General features: G+C 59.6%; 17 protein-coding genes. 15 read left to right on the top strand and 2 right to left on the bottom strand.

All coding sequences use genetic code 11. The features are described from left to right. Window positions 1-222 precede the first annotated feature (222 nt). The 5 genes from CAG00_RS06175 to CAG00_RS06155 all read left to right on the top strand — a co-directional run bounded on the left by CAG00_RS06175 (window position 223) and on the right by CAG00_RS06155 (window position 4,512). A complete protein-coding gene (locus tag CAG00_RS06175) occupies window positions 223-993 on the top strand; it encodes an SDR family oxidoreductase (protein ID WP_085663784.1) in 771 nt (256 codons plus the stop codon). A 101-nt stretch (window positions 994-1,094) separates the two neighbouring features. Then, on the top strand, window positions 1,095-2,297 hold the full coding sequence (locus CAG00_RS06170) for an acetyl-CoA C-acyltransferase (RefSeq protein WP_085663783.1): 1,203 nt from the start codon (window positions 1,095-1,097) through the stop codon (window positions 2,295-2,297). Then, window positions 2,294-2,821, top strand: a complete 528-nt coding sequence (locus CAG00_RS06165) for a MaoC family dehydratase N-terminal domain-containing protein (protein WP_085663782.1) — start codon at window positions 2,294-2,296, stop codon at window positions 2,819-2,821. The genes CAG00_RS06170 and CAG00_RS06165 overlap by 4 nt, the downstream gene beginning before the upstream one ends. After that, window positions 2,818-3,240, top strand: a complete 423-nt coding sequence (locus CAG00_RS06160; protein ID WP_085663781.1) for a hypothetical protein — start codon at window positions 2,818-2,820, stop codon at window positions 3,238-3,240. The genes CAG00_RS06165 and CAG00_RS06160 overlap by 4 nt, the downstream gene beginning before the upstream one ends. Window positions 3,241-3,312: 72 nt before the next feature. Beyond that, window positions 3,313-4,512 carry an MFS transporter gene (locus CAG00_RS06155; protein ID WP_158091145.1) on the top strand — a complete coding sequence of 400 codons (1,200 nt, stop codon included), beginning with the start codon at window positions 3,313-3,315 and terminating at the stop codon, window positions 4,510-4,512. Window positions 4,513-4,545: 33 nt separating this feature from the next. Here the strand turns inward: CAG00_RS06155 and CAG00_RS06150 are convergent, their stop codons facing one another. Further along, window positions 4,546-5,433, bottom strand: a complete 888-nt coding sequence (locus CAG00_RS06150; RefSeq protein ID WP_256575229.1) for an alpha/beta hydrolase — start codon at window positions 5,431-5,433, stop codon at window positions 4,546-4,548. A 73-nt stretch (window positions 5,434-5,506) separates the two neighbouring features. After that, window positions 5,507-6,310 carry an SDR family oxidoreductase gene (locus tag CAG00_RS06145; protein WP_085663778.1) on the bottom strand — a complete coding sequence of 268 codons (804 nt, stop codon included), beginning with the start codon at window positions 6,308-6,310 and terminating at the stop codon, window positions 5,507-5,509. A 207-nt stretch (window positions 6,311-6,517) separates the two neighbouring features. Between CAG00_RS06145 and CAG00_RS06140 the strand changes: the two genes are divergently transcribed. The 10 genes from CAG00_RS06140 to CAG00_RS06095 all read left to right on the top strand — a co-directional run bounded on the left by CAG00_RS06140 (window position 6,518) and on the right by CAG00_RS06095 (window position 17,824). Then, window positions 6,518-7,630, top strand: coding sequence for a Rieske 2Fe-2S domain-containing protein (locus CAG00_RS06140; RefSeq protein ID WP_085663777.1), 1,113 nt, complete (start codon window positions 6,518-6,520; stop codon window positions 7,628-7,630). A 56-nt stretch (window positions 7,631-7,686) separates the two neighbouring features. Further along, entirely contained in the window at window positions 7,687-8,889 is a 1,203-nt protein-coding gene (locus CAG00_RS06135) for an acyl-CoA dehydrogenase family protein (protein ID WP_139832734.1), read from the top strand. Window positions 8,890-8,893: 4 nt separating this feature from the next. Continuing rightward, window positions 8,894-10,615, top strand: coding sequence for an FAD-dependent oxidoreductase (locus CAG00_RS06130; protein ID WP_085663775.1), 1,722 nt, complete (start codon window positions 8,894-8,896; stop codon window positions 10,613-10,615). After that, entirely contained in the window at window positions 10,608-11,462 is an 855-nt protein-coding gene (locus CAG00_RS06125; RefSeq protein WP_085663774.1) for an SDR family NAD(P)-dependent oxidoreductase, read from the top strand. The genes CAG00_RS06130 and CAG00_RS06125 overlap by 8 nt, the downstream gene beginning before the upstream one ends. Window positions 11,463-11,645: 183 nt before the next feature. Beyond that, complete coding sequence (locus CAG00_RS06120) at window positions 11,646-12,383, top strand: SDR family oxidoreductase (protein WP_176240858.1); 738 nt, start codon at window positions 11,646-11,648, stop codon at window positions 12,381-12,383. 15 nt (window positions 12,384-12,398) lie between these two features. Beyond that, window positions 12,399-13,430 (top strand): ferredoxin--NADP reductase, encoded by a 1,032-nt coding sequence (locus CAG00_RS06115; RefSeq protein WP_085663772.1) that lies wholly within the window; start codon window positions 12,399-12,401, stop codon window positions 13,428-13,430. A gap of 53 nt (window positions 13,431-13,483) precedes the next feature. Next, a complete protein-coding gene (locus tag CAG00_RS06110; protein WP_256575228.1) occupies window positions 13,484-15,046 on the top strand; it encodes a FadD3 family acyl-CoA ligase in 1,563 nt (520 codons plus the stop codon). Window positions 15,047-15,191: 145 nt separating this feature from the next. Next, window positions 15,192-16,100 (top strand): VOC family protein, encoded by a 909-nt coding sequence (locus CAG00_RS06105; RefSeq protein ID WP_085663770.1) that lies wholly within the window; start codon window positions 15,192-15,194, stop codon window positions 16,098-16,100. An 8-nt stretch (window positions 16,101-16,108) separates the two neighbouring features. Beyond that, complete coding sequence (locus CAG00_RS06100; RefSeq protein WP_085663917.1) at window positions 16,109-16,984, top strand: CoA transferase subunit A; 876 nt, start codon at window positions 16,109-16,111, stop codon at window positions 16,982-16,984. A gap of 30 nt (window positions 16,985-17,014) precedes the next feature. After that, a complete protein-coding gene (locus tag CAG00_RS06095; protein WP_085663769.1) occupies window positions 17,015-17,824 on the top strand; it encodes a CoA-transferase subunit beta in 810 nt (269 codons plus the stop codon). Window positions 17,825-17,840 lie beyond the last annotated feature (16 nt).

The raw sequence follows: 17,840 nt of genomic DNA, 5'->3' as shown, positions 1-17,840 counted from the left end.
GAGAGACTACAGAAAGCTTGTCGCGTCAATTACGCTCTTTAGTTCGATAACAGGCTCGGATAACCTGTGGTTTATACGACATACTGCCCGGAAGCTCAGAGCAAGCCTGAAACAGTTCGCCCTGATCTGAACTCTCGCTCGTATCGATCTGGTCCTTTCGGACTACGACATGACAGACCGAGACCGATAGCATCGGCGCATACCTTCTAGGAGCACAGGGAAATGGTAAAGCGAGATGCGGACCGTATTATCTTGATCACTGGCGGGACCAAAGGCATAGGATTTGGTATTGCTGAGACATTTCTAGAGACGGGCGCAAAGGTCATCGTCTGTGGTCGACAGTCTACGCAGCTGCTGCCAAGCGCGGGCGATAATGTTGCGGACTTCGTGCCGGCCGACATCCGCGAGGCCTCCGATATTGAAAAGCTGTTCGGGTATGTCCGGGACCGCTATGGAAAACTGGACGTACTTATCAACAACGCCGGGGGAACTCCGTTCTCGCTGGCGGCCAATGGCTCGGCTCGCTACCATGCATCGCTGATTGACCTCAACCTGACGGCCCCTCTGATCATGGCTATTCATGCCAATGCGCTTATGCAGGAGCAGCCCGAGGGTGGCGTCATTCTCTTCATCGGCAGTGTAGGCGCCTACTCGGCACGGCCGGGTAGCGCCACTTATGCGGCGGCCAAGGCCGGGGTTCTCAGCCTGACCAAGTCTCTGGCAGTTGAATGGGCACCCAAGGTCCGTGTGGTAAGCGTCAGCCCAGGGTTGGTGAAGACCGAGCAGTCACATCTGCACTATGGCGATGAAGACGGAATTGCAGCGGTCAGCGCCACCGTTCCATTGGCCAGGATGGCCACACCTCAGGACATCGGAGACGCCTGCCTATTCATGGCTTCAGGGCGGGCCGGATACGTCAGTGGGGTAGACCTGCTAGTGCATGGTGGGGGGGAATCCCCGGCCTTTCTTAACGCAGCCTCTACCAACAAATAAGTCCCCGGTTGCCTCTGCCGGTTTTGCATAGTCCTGATGGACGATGAGTTCTATCACTCGACGGCCGAGCATCAAGCGCAACCATTGTGTAGGAATTCAACATGTCCAGACCTGTCATTGTATCCGTTGCCCGTACCCCCATCGGGAAGGCCTTCCGAGGGGCATTTAACGACACCGAGGCGCCGCTGCTGGGTGGCGTGGTGGTCAAGGCGGTGGTAGAGCGCGGGCAGGTTGACCCAGCCGACGTCGAAGACGTGGTCATGGGCGCTGCGGCTCAGCAGGGTACTCAGGGCTATAACTTAGGGCGTCTGTGTACTTACACAGGTGGCTTGCCGAATTCGGTAGCGGGCATGGCCCTGGACCGTATGTGTGCGTCTGGGCTGATGAGTATCGCTGCAGTTGGCAACAGCATCGCTAATAGTGAGTTAGGCATCGCGATTGCGGGTGGCGTCGAGTCTATTTCATTGACGCAGAACAAACACAAGAACAGTTACCGAGCGCAATCGAAGGCGGTGCTGGAGGCAGCGCCAGCTGCCTATATCCAGATGATTGAAACTGCCGAAGTCGTCGCGCGTAAGTACGACATCAGTCGCGCTCGACAAGACGAGTTCTCCTGGCAAAGCCAGCAGAAAACCGCTGCCGCACAGCGTGATGGCCTGTTCGATGATGAGATGGTCTTTGTCCAGACCTCCAAACAGCTCTTTGACAAAGAAGGCACTCCGATTGGACATGAGCAAGTCACCCTTCAGCAGGACGAGTGCAACCGTCCGGATACCTCACTGGAAAGCCTGTCCAAGTTGAAACCGGTATGGAAGGGCGGGGAGTGGGCTGGCCCAGGTGAACACATCACCGCGGGTAATGCCTCGCAGCTTTCCGACGGTGCAGCGGCGTGCTTGATGATGAGCGAGACCGAAGCCAAGCGCCGTGGTCTGCGGCCGCTCGGTGCATTCGTCGGCTCTGCTGTAGCTGGCTGCAGTCCCGAGGAGATGGGTATCGGGCCTGTTTATGCGATCCCCAAACTGCTGCGCAGGCACGCGCTGGATATCAAAGACATTGGGCTGTGGGAAATCAACGAAGCGTTTGCCTGCCAAGTCATTCATTGCGCCGATCAGTTGGCAATCCCTGCTGATCGTCTCAATGTCAATGGCGGTGCCATCGCCATCGGCCATCCGTTTGGCATGAGTGGTACGCGCATGGTTGCCCATGCGTTGATCGAGGGCCGCCGTCGTGGTGTCAAATACGTCGTTGTGGCGATGTGCATTGGTGGCGGTATGGGCGCCGCAGGCTTGTTCGAAGTGTTATGAGCGAGCTAGCTAACGCGGAAACCTGGCTGGCACGCATCCGCGAGCGGCTGGATGTACCCTATGCCCTGGTGCTGGCCTGCGACCCGGTTAACGCCACGATGATCCGCCACTGGTGCGAAGCCCATGGAATTACCGATCCGCGCTACTGGGCCGGGGATTTGGCGCAGGACGGGCGATTGCGGGCGCCGGCGAGCATGTTGCAGGTCTGGCTGCAGCCTGGGCCAAGCGGCTGGCGGCCCGAAGGCTCGGCCTCCACTGACGCCTGCGAAGTAATTGAATGGTTCGCCAAGGCTGGCTTTACCGGGCTGGTCGGAGTTGGCGTGGAACAAACCTTCCATCGGCCCCTGATTGAGGGCGAGCAGTTGTACTCGATTAGCACACTTACCTATTTGAGTGAGTTGAAGACAACCGGGCTTGGCGTGGGTTATTTTTTTACCGTGCGCCAGGATGTCTACTGCGCGCAGGAACTGGTTGCGCAGGTTAGTTTCCGCCAGCTGTGCTACAGGCCAAAGGTACAGGGATGAGCGACACGACTGCAGTACACTTTGAGGACCTGCGACCTGGCCAGCAGCTGCCAACGCTGGAAGTCGCGGTCAGCACTGGCAGCATCGTCGCCGGTGCTATCGCTACCCGTGACTTTCATCCAATTCATCACGATCTGGACCGGGTCAGGTGCGAAGGGCATGCCGGATTGTTTCTAAACATCTTCAGCAGCAATGCCTATATCGAGCGCTGGGTGAGGAGCTGGTCAGGCCCCACTGGAGGCATTGGTCATATGGACATTCGCTTGGGGGGGCCATGCTATGCCGGGCAGACGCTGCGAATTGCCGGCAGTGTGACCGAGGTGCATCGCGGGCCACCTGGTTGCGTGCACGTAGAGGTGAGCATGACATGCGATGCAACCCGCCATGCTCACGGTAGCTTGAATTTTTACTGGCATTGAATGGCACTGCGACAAGCGGTCGAACGTGTGCGTCGCCCGCGCTTCCACAACAACAATCAAGAGGAAGATGGCATGAGCGACAACGTCCACGTGGCCGACGCTGCGCACAACTCGCTTCGAAAGGCTGCCGTGGTGGTGGCAGGGCCGGCATTGGTCGCGCTGATCCCCATGGCAGCTGCCCCAGCACTACCTGATATGGCCCAGTACTTCAGTGACTCCGGGGACGGCGCGCTGTTGGCCCAATTGGTGATGACCGTACCGGCAATCACCGTTATCGTCGCTGCCCCGCTAATGGGTTACCTGGCTGAGCGGATCGGCCGGCGGGTGACCCTGCTGGTATCGCTGTTGCTGTTTGCCCTCTCCGGAAGTTGCACTGCATCGTTCAGCGATCCTTTCTGGATCATCGCCGCACGCCTGCTGCTGGGCGTTGCTGGAGGCGGTTTGCTAACAGTGTCATTTGCCCTAGCCGGGGACTTCCAGGGTAACAGCCGTGAACGCGTTCTAGGATTCGCAGGTGCGGGCGCGGCGCTGATGGCGATTGTGGCGATGATCGCTGGGGGTTATCTGGTTGACCTGCTAGGCTGGCGCGGGCCATTTACGCTATACCTGCTGTCGATACCGGTATTGTTGCTCGGTTGGGGTATAACCACAGTGCGCAACAGCTCCACCCTCAGCCAGGAAAAGCTGCAATTATCCTCACTGTGGCCGCTTTACCTATTGACCATCCTGTTCTCTATCGGGCTGTTCATGCCCGGTATTCAAGGGCCGTTTCTGCTAGAAGCGGATGGTGTACACAGCGCCACAGCAAGAGGCATGATTCTCTCGGCATATTCCTTAATGGCTGCGGTAGCTGCCGGCTGCTACGGCAGTTTGCGCCGACACATGGCACCAAACTATGTATTGATATTGACCAGCCTGGCCTTGGGCGGCGGATGCATAATGATGGCCCTTGCCCAGAGCACTGCTGGCCTAGTGCTGGGTTGTGTGATCACTGGGATTGGTGCGGGCCTGGTCGAACCAATCACGGTGTCACTGGTGTTGGCCAAGGCGCCTGTAACGATGCGTGGACGTGCTGTTGGCCTGCTGCTCAGTGCGGTGTTCCTTGGCCAGTTCCTCAACCCCCTAGCTGTGGGGCCGCTGCGCAGCTCATACGATATTCACGGAGCGTTTTATGCGGTGGGCGCCACATTCATCATGCTGGCGGTATTGGTCATGGCCGTTGGCCGACGCGCTGTGGCTGCTCACGAAATTCCTACGGGCAGTAACCCCTAAGTCGATGCCCTGGCTGTCCAGGGCATCCACTTTTCAGGCCTGGTTGAACGCCTTACGCAGCGCTTTCGCTGCGACCGTTACCGCCTGGTCTGCTGCCGGGATCAGGCCAAGCATGCTCATGAACCCATGGATCTGGCCGCCCCAGCGGTGCAACCGGGTGGGCACGCCGGCATTGGACAAACGCTTGGCATAGGCTTCGCCTTCGTCGCAGAGCGGGTCGTATTCTGCAGTGATGACGGTTGCCGGTGGCAGCCCGGCGAGGTCATCGGCACGCAGCACGGAAGCGCGCGGATCATGCACATGGGTGGCGTCGGGCAGGTACTGACGCCAGTACCAACGCATCATCTCCAGGGTCAGAAAATAGTCCTGACCATAGCGCTGGTAGCTGGCCGTATCGAAGCGGCAATCGGTCACTGGGTAGAGCAGCAACTGGTGACACAGCTCCATACCGCCCCTTGCCATTATCAACTGAGCGGCGGCTGCCGCCAGATTGCCGCCAGCACTGTCGCCAGCAATGGCTATGCGTTCAGGGTCACCGCCGATCTGTTCGGCGTGCTGCTCAAGCCAGCCGAGGGCTGCCATTACGTCGTCGAGGGCACCGGGAAACTTGGTTTCCGGAGCAAGTCGGTAATCCACCGAAACAATCAGGCTCTCGGCGCGATTGGCCAGACAACGACACAGATTGTCATGCATCGCGGGCGAACCGAAAACAAAACCCCCACCATGCAAGTATAAGGTTACCGGCAGTAGCGAGGCGGTGGACTTGGGGTAGTACAGGCGCAACCACAAAGACTCTCCATTGCCGTCAATGTGCATGTCAACTAATCGATCAACTTCGTCGCCAGCGGCGAACGGGGAGTTGCTTTGGGGGACTGCCGCCAGTGCGGCGCGCACTTCAGCGCCGTCGAGGCTGTAGTCCATTGCCGGCATCATAGCCAGTAAATCCAGGGCAGCACGTGCGTTTGGGTCCAGAGGCATAATGTTGATCTCGTTTTCAGAGGGCTGAAGTGCCCGGGGTATCGATCATTCGCTCAAGGCGTCGTTGCGCAGCCGCGCGGGCTTCTGCGTGGGTGAAGATCCAGAAATGCCCGGCTTGGGCGCCTGCGAGAATCAGCTCGGCAGCCTCGTCAGGTGGCATAGCGTGGCTGATCAACGTGCGCAGGTGCGTGTTCAACTCGTTGCCGTGAGTTGAGTGAGCGGGCAATTCGCTGGCAATGTCTGTGCTGATTGCGCCAGGGCAGGCAACCGAAACCCGGATCGGATTCCCCAACGCCTGCATTTCGGCGTGCAAGCATTCGCTCAACGCGACGACGCCGTGCTTGGAAACGGTATAAGGCGCAACCCACGGGCCGCAGGTGACCCCGGCCAGCGAAGCGATATTGATGATATGGGCGCCGCCTGGTTGTTCGAGCATGCGCGGTACGAATGCCTGGGTTGCGTGAATTACGCCCCACAGATTTACACCTAGGACCCGCTGCCAAGCGTCATTGCCATGTTCCCAGCTGGCGCCGGTGTCCAGCACACCCGCATTGTTGAACAGCAAGTCGACTCGGCCGAAGTGTGAATAGGTGCGGCTGGCCAGCGCCTGCACGGATTCGGTACTGGAGACGTCGGTGACGAAGAGATCTACACAGGCATTCATGCTCTGCAGCAGTCCGCCTAGGGCATGTAAGGTATCCGCGTCGATGTCGGCCAGTACCAGGCGATAGCCACGCCTGGCCAATGCAAGCGCAAGGCTTCTGCCTAGACCTTTGCCAGCGCCTGTTACCACCGCGACTGAATCATTCTCAATGTGCATTTTTTCTCCTGTGGCAAGGTTTCGTTCTACCTCCGTCAAGCGCGATCGGCATCGTCTGCACGGACTAACGGCGAGCTCGTCCAAATGGGGTATGTGCGATGCCTCAGCGGCACCTAATGTGGCGGCTATTGCAAGCAGCGCAAGTGGGCGAGCCACGTTATCGAGGGCTATGCACTGACCGCTACGACAAGCACTGAGGAGAGAGAGATGGCACTGGGACACAAGATCGAGGCACAAGCGATCCCGGAACGTTACGCCAGGGGCTGGCACTGTCTGGGCCTTGCCAACGATTATAAAGATGGCAAACCGCACAAGCTGGAAGTCTTCGGCACAAAGCTGGTGGCTTTTTGTGGCGAGGATGGCAACGTACATATCCTCGATGCCTATTGCATCCACATGGGCGCCGACCTGAGCATGGGCGAGGTCAAGGGCAACGCGGTGGTGTGTCCATTCCATCACTGGAGCTGGAGCGCGGATGGCAAGTGTACCGACATCCCCTACTGCAAGCGCATCCCGCCACGGGCCAAGACTCGTACCTGGCCGACCTGCGAGCAGAATCAACTGTTGTTCGTCTACAACGACCCAGAGGGTAACCCGCCACCGGCGGAGGTGGAAATTCCTCGGATTGACGCCTGCTTCAGCGGCGAGTGGACAGACTGGACGGTCAAGTACTGGTTGTTCAACACCAACTGCCGCGAGCTGGTCGACAACCTAGCCGACGAAGGCCACTTCGACGCGGTGCATCATGCGCCCAATGAATACTTCGCCAACATCTTCGAGAGCCACAAGGCTACCCAAATCACTATCGGCGGCAGTGCAACCCTGACCGAAGGCGGCTTGCGGACCTACAACACTTATTTTGGGCCGGCGTACCACATTACCCATATGGTGGCCGAGCAGGGCGGCAAGACCATCGAGTCGATCCTGCTCAACTCGCACATTCCGCGCGATCTGAACAGCTTTCACCAACGCTTTGGCGTGATCGTCAAGCGCCTACCCGATCTGTCCGACGCTGAGAATGATGCGCTGGCTCAGGCCTATTGCCAGGCCGTATTCGACGCATTCGCCCAGGACCAAGTGATCTGGGACAACAAGATCCGCATCGATAACCCGATGCTGTGTGAGAACGACGGCCCCATCTACCAGCTGCGCAAGTGGTATGCGCAGTTCTACGTGGATGTAGCGGATGTGGCTGGCGACGTACATGTGCCCAAGGTGTTCGAAACCGTAAAGAAGGTGGCTACGCCTGCGCTGCATCACGTGTTCGAGGATGACCGTTGCATCGAGCAGCCCGCAGCCAAGGCCGGGCAGGCGCTCTGAATTTACACAAGTCAGCGCGAGTAATGGCTCGTTACATCTTTAGAGAGAGAATTAGCATGTCTATCCAGACCGCAACCACCGCCGGCACGCCTACCGAGTACGAACTGGTGCAGCGCGCACGTGAGATGGTTCCGACGCTCCTCGAGCGCGCTGCGCAGGCCGAGCAGGATGGCAAGGTGCCTGAGCAGACCATTGCCCAGATGCAGGCCGCCGGCTTCTTTCGGGTTTTGCAGCCCAAGCGGTTCGGCGGCTACCAAATGTCACCGGCAACCTTCTACCGCATTCAGATGACCCTGGCCGAGGGCTGCATGTCCACCGCGTGGGTATACGGCGTTCTCGGCGTGCATCCTTGGCAATTGGCCCTGTTCGACGAGCAGGCGCAGCAGGATGTCTGGGGGCAGGACACCTCGACCCTGGTAGGTTCGACGTACATGCCAGTCGGCAAGGTGACACGCGTTGAAGGTGGCTACCGTCTGAGCGGACGCTGGAGTTTTTCCAGCGGTTGCGATCATGTGCGCTGGCTATTCCTGGGAGGCATGGTACCGGCCCTCGAAGACGGCGGTGCAGCCGAATATAGAACGTTCATGCTGCCAGCCGGCGATTACCGAATTGAACGCAACTGGGACACCTTCGGCTTACGTGGCACTGGCAGCCATGACATTGTGGTAGAGGACGTGTTCGTTGCCGAGCACCGTACACATAGAACCCGTGATGACTCGCCAGCGGCCCGACCAGGCCTGGCCATCAACGATGCGCCATTGTACAGGCTGCCCTTTGCCCAGGTATTCGTCCGCGCCGTTTCCTCTTCCTGCATCGGTGGGCTGCAAGGCGCATTGAATGCGTTTCGCAGCAGTGCGGCCGTGCAGGTCAGCCGTAACTTCCTCGGCGCTACGGCCAACGACCCCTCCGCGCAACTGGTGGCGAGCGAAGCCGCATCTGCGCTGGACCAGCTGAAAACCACCTTGTACCGCAACTTCGAGGCCATGATGCAGGCGGCAGAGCGCGGTGAGCCTGCACCTTTGGAAGACCGCCTGCTGTATCGCTTCCAGTCTTCGCAGGTGCCCGAGGTCTGTGCTCATCATGTCAGCCGTCTGCTCAAGGCCTGTGGCGGCTCTGGGATCTACCGCCAGCATGCGGTGGTGAGGTTCTTCCTCGATATCCATGCAGGTCGTGCCCACGTGGCGAACTATGCCGATCCGGTAGGCCGCAATTTCGGAGGTGTGCTGTGCGGGTTGGACAACAAAGATACGACGGTTTGATGCCATGAGCGCAGAGCAGACACAACTCAGCGACACACAGCATAGCTACGATGTCGTCGTGGTCGGGTCGGGGGCAGGCGCTCTGCTGGCGGCCGTACGCGCTCACGATCTGGGCTTGAAGGTTCTGGTGATCGAAAAGACCGCGCAGGTTGGCGGTACCTCGGCAGTCAGCGGTGGCGGGATCTGGATCCCCAACAACGACCACATCAAGCCCAGCGGCGGTCAGGATTCGTTCGAAGAAGCATATGCTTATCTGCAAGCGGCCGCGCAAGGTCAGGTCTCTGAAGAGCGGGTGTGCGCCTATATCGAGCAGGCCCCCCAAATGCTGCGTTATGCCGAAAGCCGCACCCATGTGCGGTATCGGCCAGTGCCCAATTATGCGGATTACTACCAAAGCTTGCCGGGGGCCAAATTAGGTTACCGCACCCTTGACCCATTGCCGTTTGATGGTCGCCGCCTAGGCGGCTGGCTGCAGAAGTTACGCGAGACGTCACCGACTATGCTGGTCATGGGGCGGATGGGCATGACCACATTCGAGGCGATGACGCTGTTGGCGCGGATGCCTGGATGGAAGAAGCTGGCGTTGAAGATGGGCTGTCGCTACTGGCTGGACCTGCCTGGTCGGCTGATCGGTAAACGCGACCGCCGCTTGACCATGGGCAACGCTCTGGTCGGCTCGTTGCTGTGCTCGCTGCGTGAACGCAACATTGCCACCTGGCTTGATACCGCCCTGACCGGGCTGCGCCACGAGGGTGGTCGGGTCACCGGCATCGATGTCATGCGCGACGGACAACCCTGCGTGATCAGCGCCCGGCGCGGAGTTATCCTCGCCGCTGGTGGCTTCGAGCGAAACCAGCAGATGCGTGAGCAGTACCTGCCCAAGCCAACCCGCAGTGAATGGACCGCCGCCCCGCCGTGCAATACCGGCGATGCTATCCGCGCCGGCCAGCAACTGGGGGCGGCAGTAGATCTTATGCAGCACGCGTGGTGGACGCCGACAGTGCATGTACCTGGGGAAGAAAAGCAGCGTGGGATTTTTTCCGAGCGCGCGCTGCCTGGATGCATCGTGGTCAACCGCCTGGGGCGACGCTTCGCCAACGAGGCGCAGGACTATCTCGACTTTGTGCTCGCCATGTATGAAGACCATGCCAGCACCCAGGCAAATCTGCCGGCTTGGATGATTTTCGACGCGACCTTCCGCCACAAGTACAACGCCGGCCCGCTCGTATCTGGCTCGGTCATGCCTGATCGGTTGCTGCCTGCCGAATGGCTGGGGAAGGTCTTCCATCGTGCGCCGACCCTGACAGCGCTTGCGCAATGCATCGGGATCGATGCCACCGGTCTGGCCGACAGTGTCGAGCGCATCAACCGCTATGCCGCCAGCGGCACCGATGCTGACTTCGGCAAAGGCGGGAACCAGTACGACTTATTCTACGGCGACCCCAGCGTCAAGCCCAATGCCTGCCTGGGCCCGCTGCTCAAACCACCCTTTTATGCGCTGAAGCTGGATGCAGGCGAGATCGGCACCAAAGGCGGCCTCCTGACTGATGCTCAGGCTCGTGTGCTAGATGGCCAGGGGCAGGTAATTGCCGGCCTGTACGCCACGGGTAATACCAGCGCTTCGGTTACCGGGCCGTCCTATCCCGGTGCAGGCGCCACATTGGGCCCGGCGATGACCTTTGGCTTCATTGCCGCTAATCACCTTGCGGGAGAGCACCATGCTTGAAGGAAAGATTTGCCTGGTTACGGGCGCCAGTCGCGGCGTTGGCCGCGGCATCGCTTTAGCGCTGGGCGCCGCCGGGGCAACTGTGTATGTCACCGGACGCAGCACGAAGGAAGGTGATGCACCGCTGCCTGGGACCGTTTATCAAACTGCAGCGGATGTAAGCGCGGCAGGCGGGCAGGGCATCGCGGTGGTATGCGATCACGGTGACGATGGTCAGGTCAAAACCTTGTTTGAACAGATTGAACGCGAGCAAGGGCATTTGGATATTCTGGTCAATTGCGCGATCTGCATCCCTGTTGAACTCACCGATATCGCGCCGTTCTGGGAAAAGCCTTTGAGCATGACCGAGCTGTTCGGTGTTGGCATGCGCTCGGTCTACGTGGCGTGTCACCACGCGGCACCCTTGCTGCTCAAATGCCAAGGACAGATCGTCAATATTTCTTCGGCAGGTGGCCGCTGTTACATGCACGGCCCCGCCTACGGAGCCGCCAAGGCGGCTACCGACAAGATGTCCCACGACATGGCGCATGATCTACGCCCGTTCCAGGTCGGTGTGATTGCCTTGTGGCCAGGGCTGGTCAAGACCGAGCGAACCCTTGCCGTGTGCGCTGATGAACCGGAGAAGTACGGTGACTGGTTGGCCATGGGTGAAACGCCACAATTTCTTGGCAAGGTGGTGGCTGCGCTGTACCACGACGAGCAGCGCATGAGCCGTTCCGGCCAGGTCTTCTATGCCGCCGAGCTTGCCATCGAGTACGGCATACAGGACGAAGGCGGTGTCCAGCCGCCGTCGCACCGTGAGTTTCTCGGCCCGCCCCCAGTGTTCTCGGAAGCGGTGGTTGAATGAGCCAATGCTTTTGTTCCCCCATGCTCACCCTCGAGCGTTTTTAGCCCCTTGATTGGGGCTTTTTTTCAACCTTTTTTCGGCGTGCCCCGTTAGTCCTATTGGACGATGAGATCAGGGCGCTACCTATCGACAATCACTGCAGTGCTGAAATCAAAATAAAAGGGCCCTCAATTGAATACAGCTATGCAGGGAAAAGTGGTGATTATCACCGGAGCCGCTGGTGGCGTAGGCTTGGCGACTGCTACCACGCTGATCAACCGAGGCGCCCGGGTGGTGATCGCCGATGTTGATGAGGGCAAGGGCCGCGAGGCTGCCTACTCATTGGGCGAGACCGCGCTCTACGTGCCGTTGGATGTCGCCAATGCCGGTGATTGGCAGGCGGTCATGGAGCACACTCGTCGCCAGTTCGGCGCCGTCGACGCAGTGATCAACAATGCGGCGGTGTTCCCTGTCGAGGATATTGAACAAACCACCCTGCACGCGTGGCGAAAAACCCTGTCGGTGAATGCTGATGGGGTCTTTCTAGGCTGTAAATATGCCATCAATTCCATGAAGGAGCGCGGCGGTGCAATCGTTAACATTGCCTCAACTGCGGCCGTAGCCGGTCATCCCGGCATGTGTGCCTACTCGGCTTCCAAAGGCGCGGTCTGTGCCCTGACCCGCAATGTCGCGGCCCACTGCCTGAAAAGAGGCTACCGGATTCGCTGTAACACCATCATCCCTGGCGGCGTCCGTACGGCCATGACCGAAAAGATCTGGAAGGGCCAGGATGCGCTCAGCTTCGAGCACAACCCGAGCTCGCCATTTTGCGAACCTGAGGATGTAGCAGCGCTTGCAGCGTTCCTGGTTTCAGACGAGGCGCAGTACATCAATGGCAGTGAGTTGCGTGTCGATAACGCATTTCTCGTAGCCCTTGGCTGAGCGGAGAGCAAACCCATGAGCGGGCCGATCTATCACACCTTGAAGGTTGCACAGGTGATCGACGAAACAGCCGACGCCAAGTCGCTGGTATTTGCCATACCAGCGGTACTGGCGGATGCCTTTCGCTACAAACCTGGCCAATTTCTGACGCTGCGCCTGCCGATCGGCGATGGTTTTCTGCCACGTTGCTATTCGCTGGCCAGCTCGCCGGTGGCCGACCGCGAGCTGAAGGTAACAATAAAGCGCGTGCGGGACGGGCGAGGCTCTAACTGGGTATGCGACAACATTACAGCGGGCGCCCAACTGCAGGTCATGGCACCGGCCGGTGTGTTCACTCCCAAGTCACTCGATGGTGATTTTCTGCTGTTTGGCGGTGGCAGCGGTATCACCCCGGTGTTGTCGATCCTGCGCACGGTCCTCGCGTCAGGTACTGGCAACGTGTGCCTTGTCTACGCCAACCGAGATGAAGGCTCGATCATTTTTCGCGAGGCACTGAAGGCACTAGCTACGCAACACCCCTCTAGGCTGCAGGTCATCCATTGGCTCGACTCGGTACAGGGCATACCGTCAGTAGCGCAACTTAGGGCGTTGGCGCGCCCGTGGCAGCATGCCAACTGCTTTATCTGCGGGCCAGGACCGTTCATGGACGCCTCGGTCGAGGCGCTCAAGGGTCTCGACATCCACCCCGCACAGATCCACGTCGAGCGCTTCGTATCTTTGCCGGAGGAAGGCTCTGAAGTGATGCCGATTCTGGCCAGCTCAGAGAGCCGCGAGGTAGTACTACAGGTGACGCTGGACGGGCAGACCCACGAGGTCCGCGGCAGCAACCAAGAGACCGTGCTTGATGCCATGTTGCGCGCAGGCATCGAGGCGCCTTACTCGTGCAGGGCGGGGGCGTGCGCCACCTGCATGTGTACCGTGCAAAAAGGCGCGGTGAGCTTGCAGGTCAATGACGTGCTCGATGCCCATGAGCTTGAGCAAGGGTGGACCTTAGCGTGCCAGGCAGTGCCTGACAGCGATCACATCGTTTTACGCTTTCCGGACTGAACGGTACGTAATCTCATCCATTCGAGGCATGGAGAACCATGGAGTCTACAAAATTGACCATTCCCGCCATGCTGGCACGCTCGGTTGCACAGTATGGCGACCACACTGCCATCCTGGAACAGGATCAGGCAGTCAGTTATTCGCAGTTGCAACACAGTGCACTGCAGATAACCGCTGGCTTGATCAGCCTCGGCGTGCAGGCAGGGGATCGCGTCGCGATCTGGGCGCCCAATGGCAGCGAGTGGATCATCGCGGCGCTGGGCATTCACTGTGCGGGCGCGGTGTTGGTGCCGGTCAATACGCGCATGAAAGGCAGCGAGGCCGGCTATGTACTGGCTAGCAGTGGGGCGCGGGTGCTGTTCTGTGTGGGGCAGTTTCTGGGCATTCATTATCCTGACCTGCTCAGTGGCAACCGACCCGAGAGCCTGGCTCACATCGTCGTGATTGGGAATGCCCGTGCCGATGAGCTGAGCTGGGATGCTTTCATCGCACAAGGCCGTGCAGCCGACCCACAAGGCGAGCAGGCGCAGGCCCGTACCGATGCGGTCCACGGCGAAATGCCCAGTGACCTGATGTTTACTTCCGGTACGACCGGCAACCCGAAGGGGGTGCTGGCGGGGCACGCTCAGAATCTGCGGGCGATTGGCGGCTGGGCGGAGGCAATGGAGTTGTGTGCTGACGACCGTTATCTAATCGTCAATCCGTTCTTCCATGCGATGGGCTACAAGGCGGGTTGGCTGGCTGCGCTGATGTCCGGCGCGACCATTATTCCGCTGCAAATTTTCGACAGTGCAGTCATCCTGCAAACTATTGAGCGCGTGCGGATAAGCGTTCTGCCGGGCCCTCCTACCGTGTTCCATGGACTGTTGGCCGACCCGGGTTTGCGCAAAACGGATCTGTCCAGCCTGCGCGCCTCGATCACAGGGTCTACCACCATTCCGCCCAGTCTGATTCAGCGTATGCGTGATGAACTGGGCTTTAAGGTGGTGCTGACCGGCTATGGGCTGACCGAATCCTGTGGCTTCGCCACCCTGACCGATCGCTACGATGATCCTGAGCGGGTGGCCAACACATGTGGCAGGGCCATGCCAGGGGTAGAGCTAAAAATCGTTGATGAATCGGGCGAACCAGCCGCTGTGGGGGTAGCGGGCGAGTTGCTGATACGAGGCTATAACGTCATGCAGGGGTACTTCGGCGATCCACAGGCAACTGCCGAGGTCATCGATGAGCATGGCTGGCTACGCACAGGGGACATTGGCCTTATAGATGCCGCCGGTTACCTGCGTATCACCGACCGGCTCAAGGATATGTATATCGCCGGTGGCTTCAATTGTTACCCGGCGGAAATCGAACGGCTGATAGCCGCGCATCCTGGGGTGGCTCAGGTCGCTGTGGTAGGGGTTGCCGACGAGCGCATGGGCGAGGTGGGACGTGCCTTCATCGTGTTGCGGCCAGGGGCCCAGCTTGGAGCGGAGGAACTGGTCAGTTGGTGTCGCGCAACCATGGCCAACTACAAAGTCCCTCGCTATATCGACTTCGTCCAGAGCTTGCCGGTGAACCCGGGCGGCAAAGTGCTCAAGCGCGAACTCAAAGCGGTAGCAATACCTACAGTGTGACACCGAGGAGTCGGGCGCAGCCCTTACCAGGGCTCGCGCCGCGCCCATGAAACAGCCTTGAACCGATAGTCTCATTGGACGATGTTCAACCTGATCATGCTGTACAGAATGGCCCTCAGAGAATCGAACACACTGAGAGGCACTCATGATCGATATAAGAGGGCTGGCCTACGTAGTTGCCGAATCAACCGACATCCCCCGTTGGAAGCGCTACGCAGAAAAGGTAATCGGGTGCATGACCGCGCCGACTGAGGCTGGCGGTCTGTACCTCAAGTTCGATGAGCGCCCGCACCGCTATGTCGTTATTCCCGGTGAGAAAGACTGCTACTTCGCGTCCGGCTGGGAAGTGGCTGACCAACAGGCTTTCGATCAGGCCTTCAGTGAACTGCAACAGGCAGGTGTCAGCCCTCAGTTGGCGTCCCCAGCGGAGCTGGTTTCGCGGCGTTTCAGCGGCATGGCCTGGTTCCTTGATCCGTCCGGCAATCGTCATGAAGTTGTCTGGGGCCTGAAGTCGGACTTCGCTCCATTTGACTCCCCCGTGGGCGTGCCGCGGTTTATCACCGGTTCGATGGGCCTGGGCCATACGGTGTTGCCTGCGCCCAACTTCGACGCCACCTGGGGCTTTTTCCGGGATGTCATGGGCTTTGGCCTTTCGGATATCTACAACCACCAGGCCGGCCCGGACGCTCCGGTCCAGCGGCTGCATTTCACCCACTGCAACAACGGTCGTCAGCACAGCCTTGCACTGTTCGAAGCGCAGGCGCCGTCAGGCTGCATCCATGTCATGGCCGAAGTCGATTCGATGACCGAAGTCGGCCGGGCCCTGGACCGCTGCAAGGCCGAAGGTTTCAAGCTGTTGGCCAGCCTTGGTCAGCATGTCAATGACGAGATGGTGTCGTTCTACATGGAGACCCCGGGCGGCTTTGCCATGGAGTACGGCCATGGCGGCCTGGTCGTGGACTGGAGCCAGCATTCGGTGTTCGAGGCGACGTCAATCAGCTACTGGGGTCATGACTGGAGTCTCGGTCTGGCTACCGCCCACCTGGATAAATGAGGATGAGCATGAACAAACAACTCAGCGCCAAGGATGTCATTGCCAATCTGCGCGATGGCATGACCATCGGCATTGGCGGTTGGGGGCCGCGCCGCAAACCCATGGCGATCGTTCGCGAGCTGCTTCGTTCAGACCTCAAGGATTTGACCATAGTCAGTTACGGAGGCCCGGAAGTCGGCATGCTCTGTGCGGCGGGCAAGGTCAGGAAGTTGATCTTCGGCTTCGTCACACTGGATGCAATCCCGCTCGAACCCCATTTTCGCAAAGCCCGCGAGGCTGGCGCGCTGGAGGTCATGGAGCTGGATGAAGGCATGTTCGAATGGGGCTTGCGCGCTGCCGGCATGCGCATGTCGTTTCTACCCACCCGCTGTGGCCTGGGCACCGATGTGCTGACTCGCAACCCGCAACTGCGCACAGTCCGTTCGCCTTACGACGACGGTGAGGTATACGTCGCCATGCCGGCGTTGCACCTTGACGTAGCGTTACTCCACGTAAACGAGTCGGATCGGCTCGGCAACACCTTGATCAAGGGCGCCGACCCTTTGTTTGACCATCTGTTCGCCCGTGCTGCCAAGCACTGTTACGTGAGCACCGAGGTGCTGCATGACTGCTTCGGCCTGCCAGGCGAAACGGCTCGACTGAATTTTTTCGAACGCTATTTGGTGACCGGTGTGGTGCACGCACCTTATGGCGCGCACCCGACCTACAGTGGCCCCGACTACGGCTGGGACCTGGAGCATTTGAAGCGCTATTGCGCCAGTGCCACCCAGGCCGATGGCTGGCAAGAGTACGCCGCTGAATTCATCCAATGCGACGAGGCTCAGTACCTGGAGCGAGTCGGCGGTGCCGCGCGCATCGGGCAACTGCCGCTGCCGGTGTTCTAGCGTCCCCGATCAAAGCCAAGGAATACGCTCATGACTCAAGTTGCTACCCGTGCCAGCGAGTACACGCTGGCCGAATTGATGATCGTCGCCTGCAGCGAAGCATGGCGCGGCAACGGCGAAATCCTCGCCTCGGGCATCGGCGTGCTGCCCCGGTTGGGTGCAAGCCTTGCCAAACTGACTCACTCGCCTGAATTGCTGATGACCGACAGCGAGTGTTTTCTGGTCGAAGAACCGATCCCGTTAGGCCCGCGTGGTGATTACACACCTCGCTACAGCGGCTACATGTCGTTTGACCGGGTCTTCGAGTGCGTCTGGGGCGGCCGTCGCCACGCCATGATTGGCCCAACCCAGATCGACCGTTTTGGTCAGACCAACCTGTCGCTGGTCGGCGACTACCAGCAGCCGCGCACGGCAGTGCTTGGCGTGCGTGGTCTTCCAGGTAACAGCATCAACCACGCCAACTCGCTGTTCGTTCCGAACCATGGGCCACGGGTATTCGTCGGTGGTGAGGTCGATATGGTCTCCGGCGCGGGCTACAACCCTGAACGTCTGCCAGAAGGCGCTAACAACGATTTCGTCGATTTGCGGCGGATCGTCACCGATCTGTGCGTGATGGATTTCGCCGGGCCTGATCGCAGCATTCGGGTCATCTCGCTGCACCCAGGCGTGAGCTTCGAACAGGTGCAGGCGGCTACAGGCTTCCCGTTGCAGCAGGCCCAGGTTGTCGAGCAGACACCAGCGCCTACGGCAGAACAGCTGGCAATCATCGCTCGCATGGATCCGCATGGCCTGCGTGCCGGTGTGATCAAAAACAATCCACCCGGCAACCGCCAGGGTTGATCGCTGCGTTTACGGA

This window comes from Pseudomonas sp. B5(2017), from assembly GCF_002112825.1.
Taxonomy (GTDB): Bacteria; Pseudomonadota; Gammaproteobacteria; order Pseudomonadales; family Pseudomonadaceae; genus Aquipseudomonas; species Aquipseudomonas putida_Z.
This window is presented reverse-complemented; position numbering and strand designations above follow the sequence as displayed.